13 protein-coding genes are annotated in these 17,101 nt (G+C 63.0%); 10 read left to right on the top strand and 3 right to left on the bottom strand.

Annotated features, from left to right (window positions below):
- The first annotated feature begins 212 nt into the window (after nt 1-212).
- From GGR40_RS18770 to GGR40_RS18745, 6 genes are all read left to right on the top strand, one after another.
- Entirely contained in the window at nt 213-1,151 is a 939-nt protein-coding gene (locus GGR40_RS18770; RefSeq protein WP_429277779.1) for a DUF7146 domain-containing protein, read from the top strand.
- Complete coding sequence (locus GGR40_RS18765) at nt 1,099-5,316, top strand: strawberry notch-like NTP hydrolase domain-containing protein (protein WP_429277778.1); 4,218 nt, start codon at nt 1,099-1,101, stop codon at nt 5,314-5,316. The genes GGR40_RS18770 and GGR40_RS18765 overlap by 53 nt, the downstream gene beginning before the upstream one ends.
- A 67-nt stretch (nt 5,317-5,383) precedes the next feature.
- A complete protein-coding gene (locus GGR40_RS18760; protein ID WP_429277777.1) occupies nt 5,384-7,600 on the top strand; it encodes a ParB/RepB/Spo0J family partition protein in 2,217 nt (738 codons plus the stop codon).
- Between the two features lie 43 nt (nt 7,601-7,643).
- Nucleotides 7,644-8,615: an ArdC family protein gene (locus GGR40_RS18755; RefSeq protein ID WP_429277776.1), complete on the top strand. Its 972-nt coding sequence runs from the start codon at nt 7,644-7,646 to the stop codon at nt 8,613-8,615.
- A 121-nt stretch (nt 8,616-8,736) separates the two neighbouring features.
- On the top strand, nt 8,737-9,354 hold the full coding sequence (locus GGR40_RS18750) for a DUF6927 domain-containing protein (protein ID WP_429277775.1): 618 nt from the start codon (nt 8,737-8,739) through the stop codon (nt 9,352-9,354).
- Nucleotides 9,355-9,357: 3 nt separating this feature from the next.
- On the top strand, nt 9,358-9,570 hold the full coding sequence (locus GGR40_RS18745) for a hypothetical protein (protein ID WP_429277774.1): 213 nt from the start codon (nt 9,358-9,360) through the stop codon (nt 9,568-9,570).
- A 17-nt stretch (nt 9,571-9,587) separates the two neighbouring features.
- Here GGR40_RS18745 and GGR40_RS18740 read toward each other — a convergent pair whose 3' ends face one another.
- The gene (locus GGR40_RS18740; protein WP_429277773.1) at nt 9,588-10,085 is read right to left on the bottom strand and encodes a hypothetical protein; all 498 of its coding nucleotides are present in this window, start codon (nt 10,083-10,085) and stop codon (nt 9,588-9,590) included.
- Nucleotides 10,086-10,149: 64 nt separating this feature from the next.
- Between GGR40_RS18740 and GGR40_RS18735 the strand changes: the two genes are divergently transcribed.
- Nucleotides 10,150-11,442, top strand: coding sequence for a hypothetical protein (locus tag GGR40_RS18735; RefSeq protein WP_429277772.1), 1,293 nt, complete (start codon nt 10,150-10,152; stop codon nt 11,440-11,442).
- Nucleotides 11,443-12,563: 1,121 nt separating this feature from the next.
- On the opposite strand, the gene GGR40_RS18730 is transcribed toward GGR40_RS18735, so the two are convergent.
- Both GGR40_RS18730 and GGR40_RS18725 read right to left on the bottom strand, forming a co-directional pair.
- Complete coding sequence (locus GGR40_RS18730; protein ID WP_429277853.1) at nt 12,564-12,818, bottom strand: thermonuclease family protein; 255 nt, start codon at nt 12,816-12,818, stop codon at nt 12,564-12,566.
- Nucleotides 12,728-13,093, bottom strand: coding sequence for a hypothetical protein (locus tag GGR40_RS18725; RefSeq protein ID WP_429277856.1), 366 nt, complete (start codon nt 13,091-13,093; stop codon nt 12,728-12,730). Before GGR40_RS18725 ends, GGR40_RS18730 begins: the two co-directional genes overlap by 91 nt.
- Nucleotides 13,094-13,467: 374 nt before the next feature.
- Between GGR40_RS18725 and GGR40_RS18720 the strand changes: the two genes are divergently transcribed.
- Genes GGR40_RS18720 through GGR40_RS18710 form a run of 3 tightly spaced genes read left to right on the top strand, consistent with a single transcriptional unit; the run spans nt 13,468 to nt 16,993 of the window.
- Nucleotides 13,468-15,177, top strand: a complete 1,710-nt coding sequence (locus GGR40_RS18720) for a thiamine pyrophosphate-dependent enzyme (protein ID WP_429277771.1) — start codon at nt 13,468-13,470, stop codon at nt 15,175-15,177.
- The gene (locus GGR40_RS18715; protein ID WP_429277770.1) at nt 15,174-16,814 is read left to right on the top strand and encodes an FMN-binding glutamate synthase family protein; all 1,641 of its coding nucleotides are present in this window, start codon (nt 15,174-15,176) and stop codon (nt 16,812-16,814) included. The genes GGR40_RS18720 and GGR40_RS18715 overlap by 4 nt, the downstream gene beginning before the upstream one ends.
- 2 nt (nt 16,815-16,816) lie before the next feature.
- Nucleotides 16,817-16,993 carry a hypothetical protein gene (locus GGR40_RS18710; protein WP_429277769.1) on the top strand — a complete coding sequence of 59 codons (177 nt, stop codon included), beginning with the start codon at nt 16,817-16,819 and terminating at the stop codon, nt 16,991-16,993.
- Nucleotides 16,994-17,101: the final 108 nt, after the last annotated feature.

Raw genomic sequence — 17,101 nt, 5'->3', positions numbered from 1 at the left:
CGTCCCCGCGAGCGCGGCGCAGATGAGGGAGAGCAAACCTGCAGCGATGTGAAGCGCACTCCAAGCCTGGAGAGCATCGGGATGCATGGCGCGATCCTTTGTGCTCAGTTCACGTCGAACCCCTCGCACAAGGGCCGATTACGCGGGGTTCCACATGGCCGTCACGGTTCAGGCAAAGGAAAGCGGGTGGGGTGGGGCCGAGGAGACGTGCAATGACGTTCAAAGCCAATCGACCCTCGCAGGAATTGATAGATATCGTGGCCGGTCTGCGTGGAACCTGGCATGGCGCTTACGCCATGGCGCGCTGCCCGGCCCATGCCGACAGCCAGCCAAGCCTGTCTCTGCGGCAGGGCGATCGCCGGATTCTCGTTCATTGCTTCGCCGGGTGCACCAACGAGGAGGTTCTTCGCGAACTGAGACGCGTATCTCCGATCCGGGGAAGTCCGACACCGCGATATCGACCGGGAGGCGGGGGCGGCAATGTCGAACGGTTGTGGGAGCAGGGGATTGCCGTGCCGGGCACGCTTGCCGAGCGCTACCTTCGCGCACGTAATCTGCCGATCGATCTGGACGACCTTCGTTTCCATCCCCGTTGCCCTCACAAGCCGCGGCCGCACACCGAGTACAAGCCCGCGCTCTTGGTCGCAGTGCGCGAAGGCATGCGCCTGCGAGCCCTCCAGCGGATTTTTCTCGACCCGCGCACTGGATACCGGACGGAGAAATTGATGCTGGGCCGCCCGGGGCAAGGGGCGTGGCAGCCGATCCTGAAAGGCGCAACCACCCTCGCCATTGGCGAAGGCATGGAGGATGCAGCCGCCTTCTCCAAGCTCCATGGGGTCGTGACCTGGGCGGCGCTTGGCGCGAGTCGCCTGCACCTTTTGTCCATCCCTCCCCAGATCAGCAGGATCATTATCGCGCAGGATAACAATGCGCCCGGCCGGCTTGCAGCGCGGCGGGCGTGGGAGGTGTATCGCGGTCAGGGCCGCACGGTGACCCGCATGTCGCCCCATCCATGCCAGGATTGGGCCGAGGTCAACGAGCGAGGTAAAGGGGAGAGGGAGGTCTGGTGCCGGACACGTTCAGCATCAGGAGCCTCGAATGACCGACTTATTCACGCATGCGGCCGAATTTCCCGAAACCGATCTTCATAGCGATGCCTATCGCCGCATCGCGGACCACATTGCGGGCGGTACACTGGATCGCACGATCCTCAACGCCGAAGCGGCGAAGGTGTATCAGGGCACCAATGCCGATGGCGCCTGGACACAACGTGACAGCTTCGAGCTGATGGAACGTGGCCTCGTCCGGAACGCGAGGCGTAGCAGGCCGATTGCCGGTCTGGAGGCGCTCGCACCCCTGACCGCTTTGCTGGACACCCTGCCGACGCAGACGGTGCGCAGCGAAAACCAGATCCGCTACCAGCAGTTCTCGACGCCGCTCGATCTGGCGGCGCTCGTCGTTCTGCTGGCGCAACCGAGCAGTGCGGACATTGTCCTGGAGCCCAGCGCCGGCAACGGTAATCTGGCCGCATTTCTGCCCCCCGTCGCCGCCCTGCATCTCAACGAACTGGCCGAAGCGCGCCACCAGGCGCTTGCGAGGCTCTTTCCAGAGGCGCGCGTGACCCACTTCGACGCGGCGATGTTGGCGGCCCACCTCGATCCCCAGGTTCGCCCGAGCCTTATCGTGATGAACCCGCCTTTCGCGCGCTCCGAGGGCCGGGGGAAGGATTGCCATGCGGCCGTTCGCCACTTGCGCGCCGCTCTCCAGCGCCTGGCCCCCGGTGGCCGCCTGGTTGCTGTCATGCCCGACTGGTTCGAGCCCAGGCCCGCCATGGACACGATCTACGATGCGACCTTCGCAGGATGCACCGTGCTCGATGCCTACCGCGTGGGACGCTGCTACCGTAAACAGGGCACCGGCGTTGCCGTCCGACTTTACGTGGTCGACAAGCGCCCGGGGCGGATTCGGCCACCTGTTGAGGATTGCGAAACCGTCGCCGAGCTTGCGAGACTGGTGCGGATCCGGCCCCGGGGGGCGGCATCGAAGGCCCCGCATGGGCCGGTTGCCAAACCCTCGCTGTTCAAGGCCATACGCTCGAGCAGGACAACTCCGGTTCGGCAAAGCCTCACCCCCATACGCAACGACGTCCTTCCCGTGCGCTACACGCCGCTCGAGGTGCCGCGTCCTCTGGGAGAGCAAGCAGGGGTCTACATCCCCTATCGGCCGAGCCGCATCGACCTCCACGATGCCGGCACGCATCCCAGCGCGCTTGTGGAATCCGTCGCGATGGCCTCGATCGCAGCGCCGATCCCCACCTACCAGCCCCGCCTTCACGAGCGCATCGTCAGCGAACGTCGACTTTCCGAAGCGCAACTCGAGACCATCGTCTACGCCGGCAACGCATGGACCCAGTTCCTGCCGGGGCGGTTCGTGCCGGACAAGGAGGGCGTGGGACTTTGCGTCCACGAGGACGGCCGAGCCTATCGCATGGGCTATTTCCTGGGTGACGGGACCGGTGCTGGCAAGGGCCGCCAGATTTCCGGCTGCATCCTCGATAACTGGGTCAGCGGCCGGCGACGCAGTATCTGGGTGTCCAAGAACGAGCAACTGCTCGAAGACGCGCGCCGCGACTGGCAGGCGATCGGCGGGATGTCCGCCGACGTCCAGCCCCTGTCGAACTGGAAGATCGATGAAGCGGTCACCATGACACAAGGGATCCTGTTCGTGACGTATCCCACGCTTCGCAGCCAGCGGCAGAACGCCTCGCGGTTGCGGCAGATCCTGGAATGGGCAGGCGAGGATTTCGAGGGCGTGATCGCGTTCGACGAGTCCCACGAGATGGGCGGAGTTGCCGGCGGAGAAGGCGCGCTCGGGAAGACCAGCGGATCGCAGCAAGGCGTGGCCGGGGTACTCCTCCAGAACCACCTGCCCGACGCGCGCGTGCTCTACGCCTCCGCGACCGGTGCCTCCGACGTCAACAACCTCGCTTATGCCGTGCGCCTCCCGCTTTGGGGTCCCGGCACCTCGTTTGCGACGCGGGAAAACTTCATCAGCGAAATCCGATCGGGTGGCATTGCGGCGATGGAACTGGTGTCGCGCGATCTGAAGGCACTGGGGCTCTACCAGTCGCGTGCGCTCAGCTTCGCCGGGGTCGAATATGACGTTCTCAAGCATGAGCTGCGGCCCGACCAGATCGAAATCTACGATGCCTATGCAGATGCATGGGCGGTGATCCACCGCAACGTGGAGGCGGCACTCGCCAGCACCGGCGTCGTCGACGATGTCGACGGCTCCACGCTCAACAGCGGGGCCAAGGCCGCGGCGCGTTCGCGTCTGGAATCCTGCAAGCAGCGCTTCTTCAACCAGCTGCTGCTTTCGATGAAGCTGCCCACGATCATTGCCGCGACCGATCGGCACCTGGCAGAGGGGCTATCGGTGGTGATCCAGCTTGTCACTACTGGCGAGAGTATCCTCGATCGTCGCCTGACCGGGCTGAGCCCGGACGAACGCGCACGACTGGAAATCGATCTGTCGCCGCGCGAGTACGTTATCGATTATCTCGATCGGGCCTTTCCGACCCAGCAGATGACCGTGTTCACCGATGAAACCGGAAAGGCCTATTCCCGCCCGCTCTTCACCGATGAGGGAGCGCCTGTTCACAACCAGGCGGCACGCGCAGCCAAACAGAGCCTGATCGAGACGCTGTGCGCGATGCCGCCCATCAAGTCCGCCCTCGATGCGCTCATCGAGCACTATGGAACCGACGCTCTGGCCGAGGTGACCGGACGCACGAAGCGCCTGATTGCGCTTCGCGACGGCTCCCAGAAACTGGAAAGCCGCTCGGCTCGAACGAACCAGTCCGAAGCCGCCGCCTTCATGGCGAAACAGAAGCGGATTCTCGCTTTCAGCGATGCAGGGGGCACAGGCCGATCCTATCATGCCAGCCTCGACGCGCTCAACCAGGAGCAGCGTGCTCACCTGCTCGTCGAACCGGGGTGGCGCGCCGATCGCGCGATCCAGGGGCTGGGGCGAACCCATCGCACCCATCAGGCGGCAACGCCGCTGTTTCGGCCCTGCACGACCGACTGCAAAGGAGAGCTGCGTTTCACCAGCACCATCGCACGGCGCCTCGATGCCCTGGGCGCTCTCACGCGCGGCCAGCGGCAAACCGGGGGCCAGAACCTGTTCGACCCGGCCGACAATCTTGAAAGCGAATACGCCAGAGCCGCGCTCGTATCGTGGTTTGGACTTCTTCACGGTGGCAAGCTGAAGAGCACCACCATGTCCGATTTCCAGGAGCGCTCAGGGCTCACGCTTATCTGTGAGGACGGCTGCCTCGTCGAAGATCTGCCTCCCATCACGCGGTGGTTGAACCGCATTCTTGCATTGCCGATCGGACTCCAGAACAGCATCTTCGAGGAGTTCCTTGGACTCGTGGAAGCCCGGGTGTCGGCAGCAAGGGATGCAGGAACGCTCGATGTCGGCGTCGAGACGATCGCTGTCGACAAGGCGAGCGTCAGCGAAGACGTGATCCTGCGCACCGATGAGCGGACGGGCGCGACCACACACCTGCTCTCGATTGCCGTGGAAACGGCGGTGCGACCGATCCCCCTGCCGCGTATTCTCGGGATCGCCGACGCCATCGAGGCACCGCGGTTCATGCGCAATGCCAAGTCGGGCAAGGTTGCCTTCGTCGAGGATGCCCGGTCCCTGATGGAGGAGACAGGTGAACTCCTCCGCCGGGTGACGCTGACCCGGCCGACCCGGACGCAATACAAGATCCTGGAGGAACTCGCCCAAAGCGCCTGGGAGCCCATCGACCGCGACGCCTTTTGCACGTTGTGGGAAGCTGAAGCGGCAGAGGCGGGCGCCCAGAGAGTGAAGGAGACGGTTCATCTTGCAGCCGGGCTGCTGCTCCCGATCTGGTCTTCGCTTCCGCGCGACTACCTGTCGGTGAGACGTGTCGTGGATACAGATGGCAACAGCTGGCTGGGGCGCATCGTCCACGAAAGCGATGTGCCGATGCTGCTCAAGACATTCGGCGTTTCCTCGACGTTCCAGGTTACGCCCGAGGGGGTGCTGGACGCGCTCGATCACAAGGGGAGTACGCTCGTCGATCGACCCTGGCCGATGACGCTGCGCAAGAGCCTGGTTAATGCAGAAACGCGCATCGAGCTGGTCGGATGCCCTTACGAGCAGCTCGCCTGGCTCAAGTCTGTGGGCTGCTTCACCGAAGTGATCTCCTACAAGACGAGGACCTTCGTGCCGGTGGCCCGCGCGGCTGAGATCGTCGCGCGGATCCTCCAGGCAGCGTGAAGAAAGGAGAGGGGGAAGGGGAGGGCTGTCCCGGCAGAAGAGCGGGGCATCGACAAGGAGACGACAGGTGCAAGAACTCATCCCCCTCAACAAACTCCAGCTCTCGTCCAGCAACGTGCGCAAGACCCACAACCCAGCGAGAGACGAGCAGCTTTCGCACGACATCGAGGCACGTGGGCTGCTGCAGAACCTCGTGGTCACCAGGGCCAGAAAGCGCGGCCATTTCGACGTGATCTGCGGCGGTCGCCGGCTCCGCGCCATGACGCTCATCGTCGCGCGCGGCGCCTGGAAGCCCGATCAGGAGGTGGCGTGCAAACTCCTCGTCGCCGACGAAGCGCAAACCGCAGAGACCTCGCTCGCCGAAAACTTCCAGCGCGATGAGATGACCCCGGCCGAGGAGGTGCAGGCCTTCCAGCATTTCATCGGCGTCGATGGGGACACCGCCGCTGTCGCCAGGCGGTTCGGCGTCGAGCGCCGGTTCGTCGAGGGGCGCCTGCGCCTTGCCGCATTGGCCGAGCCGATCTTCGAGCAGTTCGCTGCAGGCAAGATGTCCATCGAACTCGCCAAGGCCTATGCCTCGACCGATCAGCATGATGTTCAGAGCCGCGTGTTCGAGCGGATGAACGGCATCTATGGCGGCGCCAACCCGGACGCCGTTCGGCGGCTCATCGCTGACGGCTCGATGCGCGGAAACGACTCTCTGGCCCTGCTCATCGGCGAGGACGCCTATACCGCGGCCGGCGGCCGGATCGAACGCGACCTGTTCAGCGAAACGGCCCAGGACCGCTGGCTCGATCGCGACATCATCGAAGGCCTGGCGAATACCAGGCTGCAGGCCGAAGCCGAGCGGCTCCTTGCTGAAACGGGTCTCGGTGCCATCTGGCCCGTCGCCGGTTCCTCGAGCTGGAACGCCAGGCAGGAGTTGAAGCTCAAGCCCGTGGTGTTGCCGCCCGCGCCGCTGTCCGAAGACGCGCAGGCCCGCATCGAGGCGATCCAGGCCCGCATGGGTGCAATCTGCGAGGAAATCGAGGCCTTGGACGAGGGATCCTGCGAAGCGGCCGCCCTCGACACCGAATACGACCGGCTGCAGGAGGAAATGGAGGACCTCGCGACGTCGAGCATGGAGCTACCCGAAGAATGGAACGCCGAGGTGGGCAGGTTCCTGCTCGTCACCCCTACCGGCCAGATGGAACTCGAGGCGGACTATTACAGCGAGAAGCTGCTGCGCATGGAGCGTGATGAGGACGGAAACGTGTCGGGCGGCACGTTTGAGGTAACGCAAACCTCGCGCGAAACGGCGAGGCCGTCGCTGCCGGAAGCGACCGGGCCGGGGGGCAAGGCGTACAGCGCCCGACTGTTCGACGAACTCGCCCTTCAGCGCCGCAACATCCTTGCCGCCAGTCTCCTGAACGATCCTGCCCTTGCGCTCGATTACGCGATCTTCGCGATGGCGGAAGGTCTCACCCGAACCGGCACCAGCCATACCGGAACGACGATCAGGGCGCCGCATCCGCAGGACGCGATCCTCTCCAGCAACCTTCCGACCGGCATGGCCGAAGAGATCATGGCCGGGGCATGGGATGCGCTCGACAAGACCTGGTGCGACCACGACAAGGAGGTCGACCGTTTCACGGCGTTCCGCGAGCTGGATGACGATGGGAAGGGCACCTGGATCGCCTATGTGATGGCGCATTCGCTTGAGGCCAGGAAGGGGTACGCTGCAGGCTACAACCCGATCCATGCGCAGCTCGGAGCGCTTCTTGACATCGAGCCCGCGGCCATGTGGCGTCCGAGCGCAGCAAACTACTTCGATCGCGTCAGCAAGGGTACGATCCTTTCCGTGCTGCAGGAGATCGGCGGCGTTGACCTGTCGAACCGCTACGCCGGTTCGAAGAAGGCCGAGATCGCCGAGTCCTGCGAGAAGCTCTTTGCCGGCGAGGTCATCGTCGAAGAGGATATCAAGCAGCGCGCTCTTGCCTGGGTGCCGGCGGCCATGCGGTTTGACGTGGACGCTGAGCCTGACACCGACGTGAGTGCCGATCCGGGCGCCGACCCTGAAGACGATGGCCAATCCGATTTCCCCGATGAGGAGAAGGATGGGGATCTCACGACCGATGATCTCGGTGCCCAAGATCGCCGCGCGGAAGATTTCGGCAGCGACGGGACCGGATGCGCGGGCGGCCGTGTTCGTGATGGGCAGCACGACGACGTGGTTCGCGAGGACGACCATGCGCACGCGGGCGAGGGCGCGCATGACGACGTCGAAGGCTACGCGCCGGTCTGAGCGAGAAAGCGAGCGTTCCTCAAATGACCTTGGACCCGGGACGATGCCCCGGGTCCATTTTTTTCGCACGAAGGATGCGACCATGGTCCCACGAAGCCAGCGCGACATCGCGCAGGACATCACCGATATCATCATCGAGCGTCTCGAGCGGGGGGTTGCGCCATGGAAGCGACCATGGCGAACCTTTTGCGGCGGGCGTCCCCGGCGCGCGCACGGAAAGCCCTATACCGGGATAAACAGCCTCCTTCTGTGGGCGATCGCGGACAGCCAGGGCTACACCTCGCAATACTGGATGACCCGCAAGCAAGCTGGTGACCTGGGGGGCGCGGTGCGTCGGGGCGAGCCCTCCTCCCCCAGCATCTACTTCAATACCTTCACCAAGGCTGCACAGCCGACATTTCCGGGCGAGGGCGGGAACATCACCATCCGCTTCATGCGCTCGTACGCCGTGTACAATTGCGATCAGATCGACGGCCTTCCCCCGCACTACTACCCCCAGTTCATGCTGCACGAGGCGGTCGGCCCGTCGCAGCATCAGGCCGCGATCGATGCGTTCTTCTCTCCTATTCCCATCGAGGTCCGGCACGGCGGGAATCGCGCTTTCTACGCGCCCGGCGGCGATTATGTGCAGATGCCGCCCAGAGCCAGTTTTCTGACGAGCGATCATCACGCAACGACGCTCGGCCACGAGCTGGCCCATGCAACCGGCGCGGCTCATCGTCTCGGGCGGGAATTTGGCCGCCGGTTCGGCGATCAGGCGTATGCCTTCGAAGAGCTGGTAGCCGACATCACGGCAGGGATTGTCGCGTGCGAGCTTGGGCTGCCAACCGAATTGCATGACAACCACGCCAGTTACGTATCGGGATGGCTTGCTATTCTGAAGGGCGACAAGAGCGCCATCATCACTGCTGCGGCCAAGGCGGAGCAAGCCTTTCGCTGGCTTAGTGCCTGGTCGGCGGTGCAACCGGAACCGAAGCGCGGGGCAGGCGGCTGCCCAGTCGCCAACAGCGCCTGATGCACACCACGCGAGCGCGCCTGCGCTGGCTGACATTGCCTTGCCGGCGCGGCAGATCGCCCGGCACCTCGAGCAGCCTGCCGCGCCTTGCGCAAACCAAACCTTTACAGGAGATACAGTCATGGGATGGCTTTCGATGACGCGTTCAGGAATGGGCGACACGCCAACGCCTAAAGCGTACCTCGACAAACAATTCACCTGGGTGCGAGAGACCGTGGAAGGCGCTCCGCTTCATGGATGCCGGGTACTCGCCAGCGCCTGCAGCAAGCACTACTATGCGGCGGTACAGAGCTATGATGAGCGCGGGGCGGGAGAAGTCTTCGGGGTGGTTTGCCTGGTGCGGTGGAACCTGCGAGCAGCGGACGGATACGTGTTCTCATATAAGGACATGATCGAAACCGCCGGACCATACGAGGCGGATTGTCCGCTCAAGATCCTGGCGCTGCTTTCACCGTCCGACAACCCTGTAGCGCTGGATTGGCGCCGCCGCTGCCATGAGGCGCTGCTGCGCCGCAAACGGCCCGTTCCCGACGGCGCATTGATCCGCTTTGCCACCGCGATCACGTTCACCGACGGTTCGTCCCATCAGATCATGCGTGTGCGGCGCGAGAAGAACAGAATCGTCCTTTCACCCAGGGACGGGTATGGTTGTTACACGGTTTCACGTCTGTTCGACCGAGCCTTCGAGATTGTCAGGGAGCCCAAGGTCATGCCTACCATCTTTCCAAAAGGGGTCTGAACCATGGATCCCGACCGCACGCCTTCGTTGGACCGGCGTCGCGCACTGTTGTGCAGCCGCAGCAATGCCGATCGCCTGGCTGAGCGCATGTGCGTACAGACGGCCATCGCCCATGCCGTCGTGCGCACAACCTGTGCGCTGCAGCCATACCGGGTCGTTCGTGCGCAGGAGGCGGGGTCAGGCGAGGCGATCGAACATCATTTCATCGCCCTTTGATGCTTCAGCCCTTGCTTTCACTCTTCGACCAGGCCGCCAAGGTCGGGATCGAGATACCACGATGCGCCTTCCTGGAAGTTGGGTGATGCACTGACCAACAGGCCGTCGGGCTCTGCCGACACGTAAGGGTTCACGAGGGGCGCCGGGATGTTTCTGGCGCGGCGCATGTCGGCCGAGATCACGGCCCGCGACGCGAGGATCTCGACAAGCCAGTCCAAGGTTTCAAGCATCTGGACGATTCCCCGCCCGGCGAGTGCGTAGTACAGGCACCGCTGATAGTCGTCGCACTGTGTCGAAAGGATGCCCGCGAGCCTTTTCTTCGCCCCGGGCGCACCCTCGAAGACCTCGCTGAGCGCTTCACGAAGCTCCCGGGCCGAGTAGTAGCCATCGAGAGGGTCGACGCCGATGGAGGCATTTGCCACCATGCGCCTTGCTGGAATATTCTGCTCGTTCAGCGCTTCATCGCGAAGCTGGATGTCGAGATCAAACCGGCCGAAGAAAAAGGACTTATCCATCGCTCAGACTCCTTCAACTAGAACGTAACATGAACAAAATTCCCTGACGAGGATCTTTCGCATTATGTGGCTTGTACCGCGCGATACGAATGGGGCCTTCTCCCGACGCGCCATTCCCGGCCCTTTGCGAGATGCACTCGCCCGATGGTACACCGGCTCCGGCAGTGAGGCGGACCATCGTGCTTCGGTTTCGCTGGTCACGACCGCGCGGGAAAATCACCAGTGGATCGCGTGTGATTGTCTTGGCGCGACGAAGTTGCCCCCGCTTACAAGTCCGGCCTACCTTTCCGAAGCGGAAACGTACTACTTGCGTCGCCTTACGAGCCGGCCGCGCCACCTTCGGCGCTGCCCCTTCTATCTGCCGCAGGCGCCCGATCGCATTCGCGAACGGGCCGGTAACAGTCTTTTCGAAATCGAGTTCCCCAAGGGGCTGTTCAATGCGCACAAGAAGGCGCCGGAGAAACTGGCCCAGCAGCCGGGCGACCAGGAGCCCGATGATCGCTCGCGCGGGGTTACGATCCCGCGTCTTGGCAGGCTCATGTGGATGTTACTGGAGGCGGCCCATACCAATGTGCTTGCCTCCTTGCCGCCCGAAGGCACGCCCGATCATGGAATTCGCGACGAGTTCGCGCGGATCCGCCATGCAGCGTCGCGCTTCAGCATCGCCCCGGGCGTTCGGCTCAGCGATCACCTCTACTTCAATGTGAAGGACTGGGATGCCCGGCGCGTGCACGCCCGGCTACGGGCAAGCGAGGCAGACTGGCCACAGGACTACGCGCCGCAAGCCTTTCTTCTGCTGGAAGCGGGGGGGATATCAGGAACCACCATTCACACAGGGCTGGGTGACGTCGAGATCCGAAACCGCATCCAGCACACCGGGATCATTCAGGCGAAAGTGGAGCCGCCTTTCCTGATTCTGGCGGTGGTCGGCGAGCATAACAGGCGCGAAGGGTATCTCCCGCTTCGGGCTTACGCCCAACCGATCTACAAGGGCAATCGCTTCATTCCCGTCGATCGAGGCGAAGATCGCGCATTGCTCGAAGAGCTGAGCCGTTTTCAGTTCCGGATGCGGCGCAAGAACGTGCAGGTTGCAATCAAGCGGCCGCTGTTCGATCTTGTGACTCATGCGGGCCGGGTACGACCCGATGCGATCGTCGCGTTCCTTGATCATCGCACCGGTCTGGAGGCCGACTTTGCGATACAACTCTTACGGGAAAGCGACCCCCATTATCTTGCCGTCAAGGCTGAGGAGCGGCACCAGTCTGAGGAATTTCACCGCACGCTTGCGATTGCGCGACATGATTTCGGTGCTGGCGTTTTGCAGGTGAGGTTGGAGCGGATGATCGACGAGGCGTAGTCGATGCCAGCGCCTAAGCGCGGCTCCGCGCACCTTCCGGCATCGGAGCTGTGTTCGCCTTTCTTGCCATCAATGCGCAAGATTGCTCATCGACCTGTAATCAGGCCGCTATGCCTCCTTGCGCCTGATCTGCGTAAGGCCGTCTTCTGTCGCACGTGTACGGGAAGATGGATTACTCCTTTGCAAGCCTGCGGCCCGCAACCAGGTCGGCTACTGGCGGTAATGGCGGATCTCCTGTGAACGCCGCACAAGGGCAGGCTTGCAGATTGAGACGGCCGAGGCCGCAGGATCGCGCCGTTGAGGTCTCAAATCGGAGGCATCCCGCCGATCGATGGTCGGCATCCTCGAAAGGTAACGGACCCCGCGAAGAACGACGAGGTCCGATACGCCTTACTGGTAACCGCCTTCCTCCTCGCGTTCGTGCGCGGCGTCTTCCTGCGCTTCTTCCAGTTCGTTCTCGTCCTGCTCGTCCTGTTCGTCGCGGGCGTCCTTGGGGTCGTTGATCATCGAAGCTCTCCATCGAAGTTCAGTCTTCACCCAACCTGACCCGAGGGCGCGTAGTTCCTGGCCAGCGACCAACCGGTGCATGGCGAAGACCGGCATCGCAGCTCCACGTACTCAGTATCGATCATCTCTTGAGCGCGCGACCGAGGATATCTGCTGCGCCAGGCTAATGGTGCGCGGATGAGACGCGCTGATCATCGTCTCCTGGGAGCCGCATTCCGGTCCTCGCAGCCACATTACGCGGTGTCGGCTCACGGATGTGCGGAAAGAACGAAGTCCGTCTCAAGGCAGGCGGATGCTTGAGAAAAGCAACCTGCGCACTCAGTCGATCTCTGCTCACGGTCGCGATCAGATCGAGCAATTGCGACCCGATCTGGGGCCGCGCCCTCATCGGCGAAGACAAGCAGACAGCTGCCTGTCAGCTTGCAGGACGGGCGCTGCAGTAGCCCACGGTGCCCCCGTTCTCGAAACGGCAAACAGGCCAATTTTCCAAGTTTGGGGGCCGGCAGCGGATGACGCGCCCTTTGCCGCCGTACATCCGGGCCGCCGCGCTGCTTGAAGCCGGCCCTTCGTTCAAGATGGCCCCATGCCTCTGCCACACGGCAGTCGGCCCCGCTCTAATAGGTCCATCGACGCGCGAAGCCCCACCGCATGAGGTATTCGCCCGCATCCCGACCATTCACGAAAATCTTTGCGAGTGTGCGACCGTAGGCGTCTTTGCCGAGGCGTTCGATCGTTACGTGACCCTGATCAACGAAACTCTTGAGGGCGTCCCGGCTCTCTACGGCCAACCGGAAATCGCACCAGGGAGGATTTCCGCTCCCGGCCGCCGCTTTTCGCTGTTTTTTCGTGCAGTGCGGCGAAGTCTCCAGTTCAGGCGCATCGATACCATGATGCGCACCCGCTCGCCATTGCACAATCGCAGCGTATCTCCATCGTTCACGTAAGAAACGCATAGCCCTGAGGCAGAGGCCGCTACGCCGCTGATTGCGAGGAAAACAGACATAGCGAAGATGTAGGTCGATCTCCTTTGATTCGGCGACAGGATAATCCTGAAAGCTCCGATGCGGTTCTTGTTAGAAATCTCAGGCTCGATGGAGTGCAGTGCAGGCGCTTTGGCGGCGATGACCGCGTCGCCATAACCCAAGGTGCTTCCCGGAAAGCTGAACGACTGCCTTGGAAGAGTTCAAACCGTAAACCCGACGGGCGGCAGGCATCTCGTAGAGGGCGCCGCCCTTTCGTACTGGCTCCACCCTGCGCGAACGGCAGCTGAAGGCGCTTCGGCGCTTCATAGCTGACAGCTTGGGAAATTTATGGGCCGGCGTTCACCTGCAGACCCCCGACGCGTTTCGATGATAGCGGTCGGTTTACCGGTCTGCCGGGGGTCACCGGAATTCTCGATCGCATCGCTCAGGGCCGCCCCCTGATAAGCATGCGCGAGCGTGAAGCGCCTTTGCTTGGAACAGGCTGAAGCCCTGTCGCTTTCTCCAGTGCCCTTCCAGAAACGCACGAGAAACAATTATGACCACCGTTGCGCAAGTGATTGTCGAAACCCTGGCGGCCGCGGGAGCTTCCCGCTGCTACGGAGTGCCCGGCGATACCTTAAATCACGTAACCGATGCGATCCGGCGAAGCGGCATGCGTTGGGTGCATGTACGGCACGAGGAAGCTGGCGGGTTTGCTGCGGGGGCCGATGCGCTGCTGACAGGCGAACTGGCGCTCTGCGCTGGATCATGCGGGCCGGGCAGCCTCCATTTCATCAACGGCCTTTTCGAATCCCATCGCAACCGCGCTCCGGTGGTGCTGATCGCGAGCCAGATCGTGCGTGACGAGCTCGGTTTCGATTTCCCGCAGGAAGTCGATTTTCGATCGATCTATCAAAGCTGCTCGGTCTTCTGCGAAGAGATCCGCACACCGGAACAGGCGCGCCGAAAGACCGCTATGGCGGCGCAGGCGGCATTGTCGAAGCGCGGGGTTGCCGTGCTGATCGTGCCGGCCGATGTTTCGAGCGCCAAGGCTCCTGATGAGCCGCCGTTTGCGGTTCACCGCGCCGATCCCGTGGTAGTGCCCTGCGACGCGGAACTGGACAGGATTGCCCATGTGCTGAGCGAAGGCCGCAAGATCGCCATTTACGGTGGCTCGGGTTGCGAGAACGCGCACGACGAAGTGGTAGCGCTGGCAAAGGCGCTTCAGGCTCCTATCGCGCATACGTCGCGGGCGAAGGACTTCCTCGAATACGACAACCCCTACGACGTCGGCATGACCGGGATATTCGGCGGGGAGGCGGGTTATCACGCTCTCATGGACTGCGACACGCTGCTGCTTCTGGGGTGCGATTTCGCCTGGCGGCAGTTCTATCCGGACAAGGCGAAGATCATCCAGGTCGATCTGGATGGAACGCATCTGGGACGCAGGCATCCGGTGGATCTGGGCGTAGTGGGCGATGTCCGGTCCACTTTGCGTGCGCTGCTCCCGCGCGTGACGGTCCGCTCGGACCGGAGCTTCCTCGACGACTGCCTGGAACGACGCACGAAGATGCAGCACAAGCAGGCCAGGCATGCCACCGTCGGCAAGGGCGGGGCGATCCATCCGCAGTACCTGACAGAGGTGATATCGCGCGCTGCGCCAGACAACACGATCTACACAGCGGACGGCGGATCGCCGATGGTATGGTCGCTGCGCCACGTGGCGGCAACCGGTCGCAACCGGACGGTGGTCAGCCTCAGTCATGGCACGATGGCCAATGCAATGCCGCAGGCGCTGGGCGCGAAAGCCGCTTTTCCCGACCGGACCGTGATCTCGCTTTCTGGGGACGGCGGCCTTGCCATGATGCTGGGCGATTTGCTGACGGCAGTGCAGGAAAAGCTGCCGATCAAGGTTGCCGTGTTCAACAACAGCGCGCTAGATTTCGTCGAGATCGAACAGAAGGTCGAGGGTCTGCTGGACACCTACACTGACCTGCTGAACCCCGATTTTAGCCGAGTGGCCGAAGCGATCGGCTTCTGGGGGCGCCGGGTGGAAAAGGCCGAAGATCTCGAAGGCGCTGTGCATGACTGGCTGGCCACCCCCGGCCCAGCCTTGCTGGATGTCGTGACCGACCGGTTCGAGCTGGTCATGCCGCCCAAGATCGAAGCGGGGCAAGTGGCCGGCATGGCGCTCTATTCCGCCAAGGCGGTGCTTGGTGGCCGTGCCTCGGATGTGGCGGGGCTGATCCGCAATCTTCTGCCATGAGCGCGCGTACCGGTCTGGTTGCCGCGCTCACCCGCGACCATGCGCTATCACGCAATCTGATCCTGCTGGCAGGGTTGGCTGGCACGGTCGCGGCGCTGGCGGCGGCTGGGCATCATCCTGCTGCCTTGTGGGCGTTGATGGTCACGTTGCCGGTTCTGGTGTTGTCGCTGATCGATCTGTTCCAGACGCAGCATTCGCTGCGTCGCAACTACCCCGCGTCCGCTCGATTTCGCTGGTTCTTCGAATGGCTGCGCCCGTTCTTGCGAGCCTATATTGTCGAAAGCGATCTGGATGGTCGGCCTTTCAGCCATGACGAGCGGGCGCTGGTCTATGCCCGCGCCAAGGGCGATGTCTCTGCCCATCCGTTTGGAACGGAACTGGACGTCTATTCGGACGAATACGAGTGGCTGGCGCACAGCATCGCTCCGTCGCGCCATGCCCCCAGGGAGACGCGTGTTCATGTGGGAACCGAGCAGTGCGCCAGGCCTTACGAGGCGGCCCGTCTCAATATCTCCGCGATGAGCTTTGGTGCGCTCGGTGCCAACGCGATCGAGGCTTTGAACCTTGGTGCCAAGATAGGCAGGTTTTATCATGATACCGGGGAAGGGGGCCTTTCACCCTACCACCTGCAACATGGCGGCGACATCGTCTGGGAGATCGGCTCGGGCTACTTTGGTTGCCGTGACAAGGAAGGCCGCTTCGATGTCGCCCGCTTTGCCGAGCGGGCGGCTCACGACGCTGTGAAGATGACGGAGATCAAGCTGAGCCAGGGTGCAAAGCCCGGTCACGGCGGGCTCCTGCCCGGTCCCAAGGTCACGCGGGAAATCGCGCAGACCCGCGATGTACCGGAAGGAGAAGATTGTCTTTCGCCAGCCTGGCATACCGCGTTTTCCACCCCCATCGAACTTGTCGAATTCGCTGCAGGGATGCGCGATGCGTCCGGCGGAAAACCGGTGGGCATCAAGCTATGCGTTGGATACCCGCACGAACTCTTCGCGGTGGTGAAAGCCATGCTGGAAACGGGCATCCTCCTCGACTTCATCGTCATCGACGGTGCCGAAGGCGGCACCGGTGCCGCTCCGACCGAGCTGTCCGATCGTGTCGGCATGCCGCTGCGCGAAGGATTGATCCTGGCGCGCAACGCGCTCGTCGGTGCGAATCTGAAAGGGCAAGTGAAGCTTGCCGCTTCCGGCAAAATCAGTTCGGGTGCGGGCATCGCTATGAATGCCGCTCTCGGTGCGGACTGGTGCAATGCCGCGCGCTCCTTCATGTTCTCGCTGGGCTGTGTGCAGTCCATGCGCTGCCATACCGACACCTGCCCGACCGGGGTCGCAACACAATCCCCGGCGCGCCAGCGTGCGCTTGTCGTCCCGGAAAAGGCGCAGCGCGTAGCCAGGTTCCAACAGGCGACGCTGGACGCGTTGCATGACATTGTGGTCGCCTGTGGCCTGCAATCTCCGGACGAGTTCACTCCGGATGGCTTGCGGCAGCGGATCAGCGCGGTGGAAATGCGCTCGATCGACGAACTCTACTCTTTCGTCGAGCCGGGTGAACTGCTGTCCGGCGTGCGCGATCCGCGCATGGCGCGATGGTGGGCGCAGGCAGATGCGACCACCTTCCAGCGGCGTGCCGTGTGATCATGAAGACGATCACCAGCGAAGGAATAATCGCTTACACTAACTACACCGAGGCCGACATGCGCGAGGTTCCCAAACAGGAGCGCAGGCAGCGGGCGGTCCCGACCAGAGGTCCGATGTCCGGTTTCAGGCGGATGATCTTCACTCAGGAAAGGCTGACGTGGGTGGAGGCTGTGTGAAAACGCGTTGATCTGCTATGTTTCGGGCCTGCTTGGGAGGCGTGAGATGGGGCGTTTCATCGAGGGTTGTGATCGGCGGGAGGTTCAGCTTTTGCCGGACTGCATTGA

The organism is Novosphingobium gossypii (genome assembly GCF_050433305.1).
GTDB classification, from domain to species: domain Bacteria; phylum Pseudomonadota; class Alphaproteobacteria; order Sphingomonadales; family Sphingomonadaceae; genus Novosphingobium; species Novosphingobium gossypii.
Note: the sequence above shows the minus strand (reverse complement) of the source record. Positions and strands in the feature narration are given on the sequence as shown.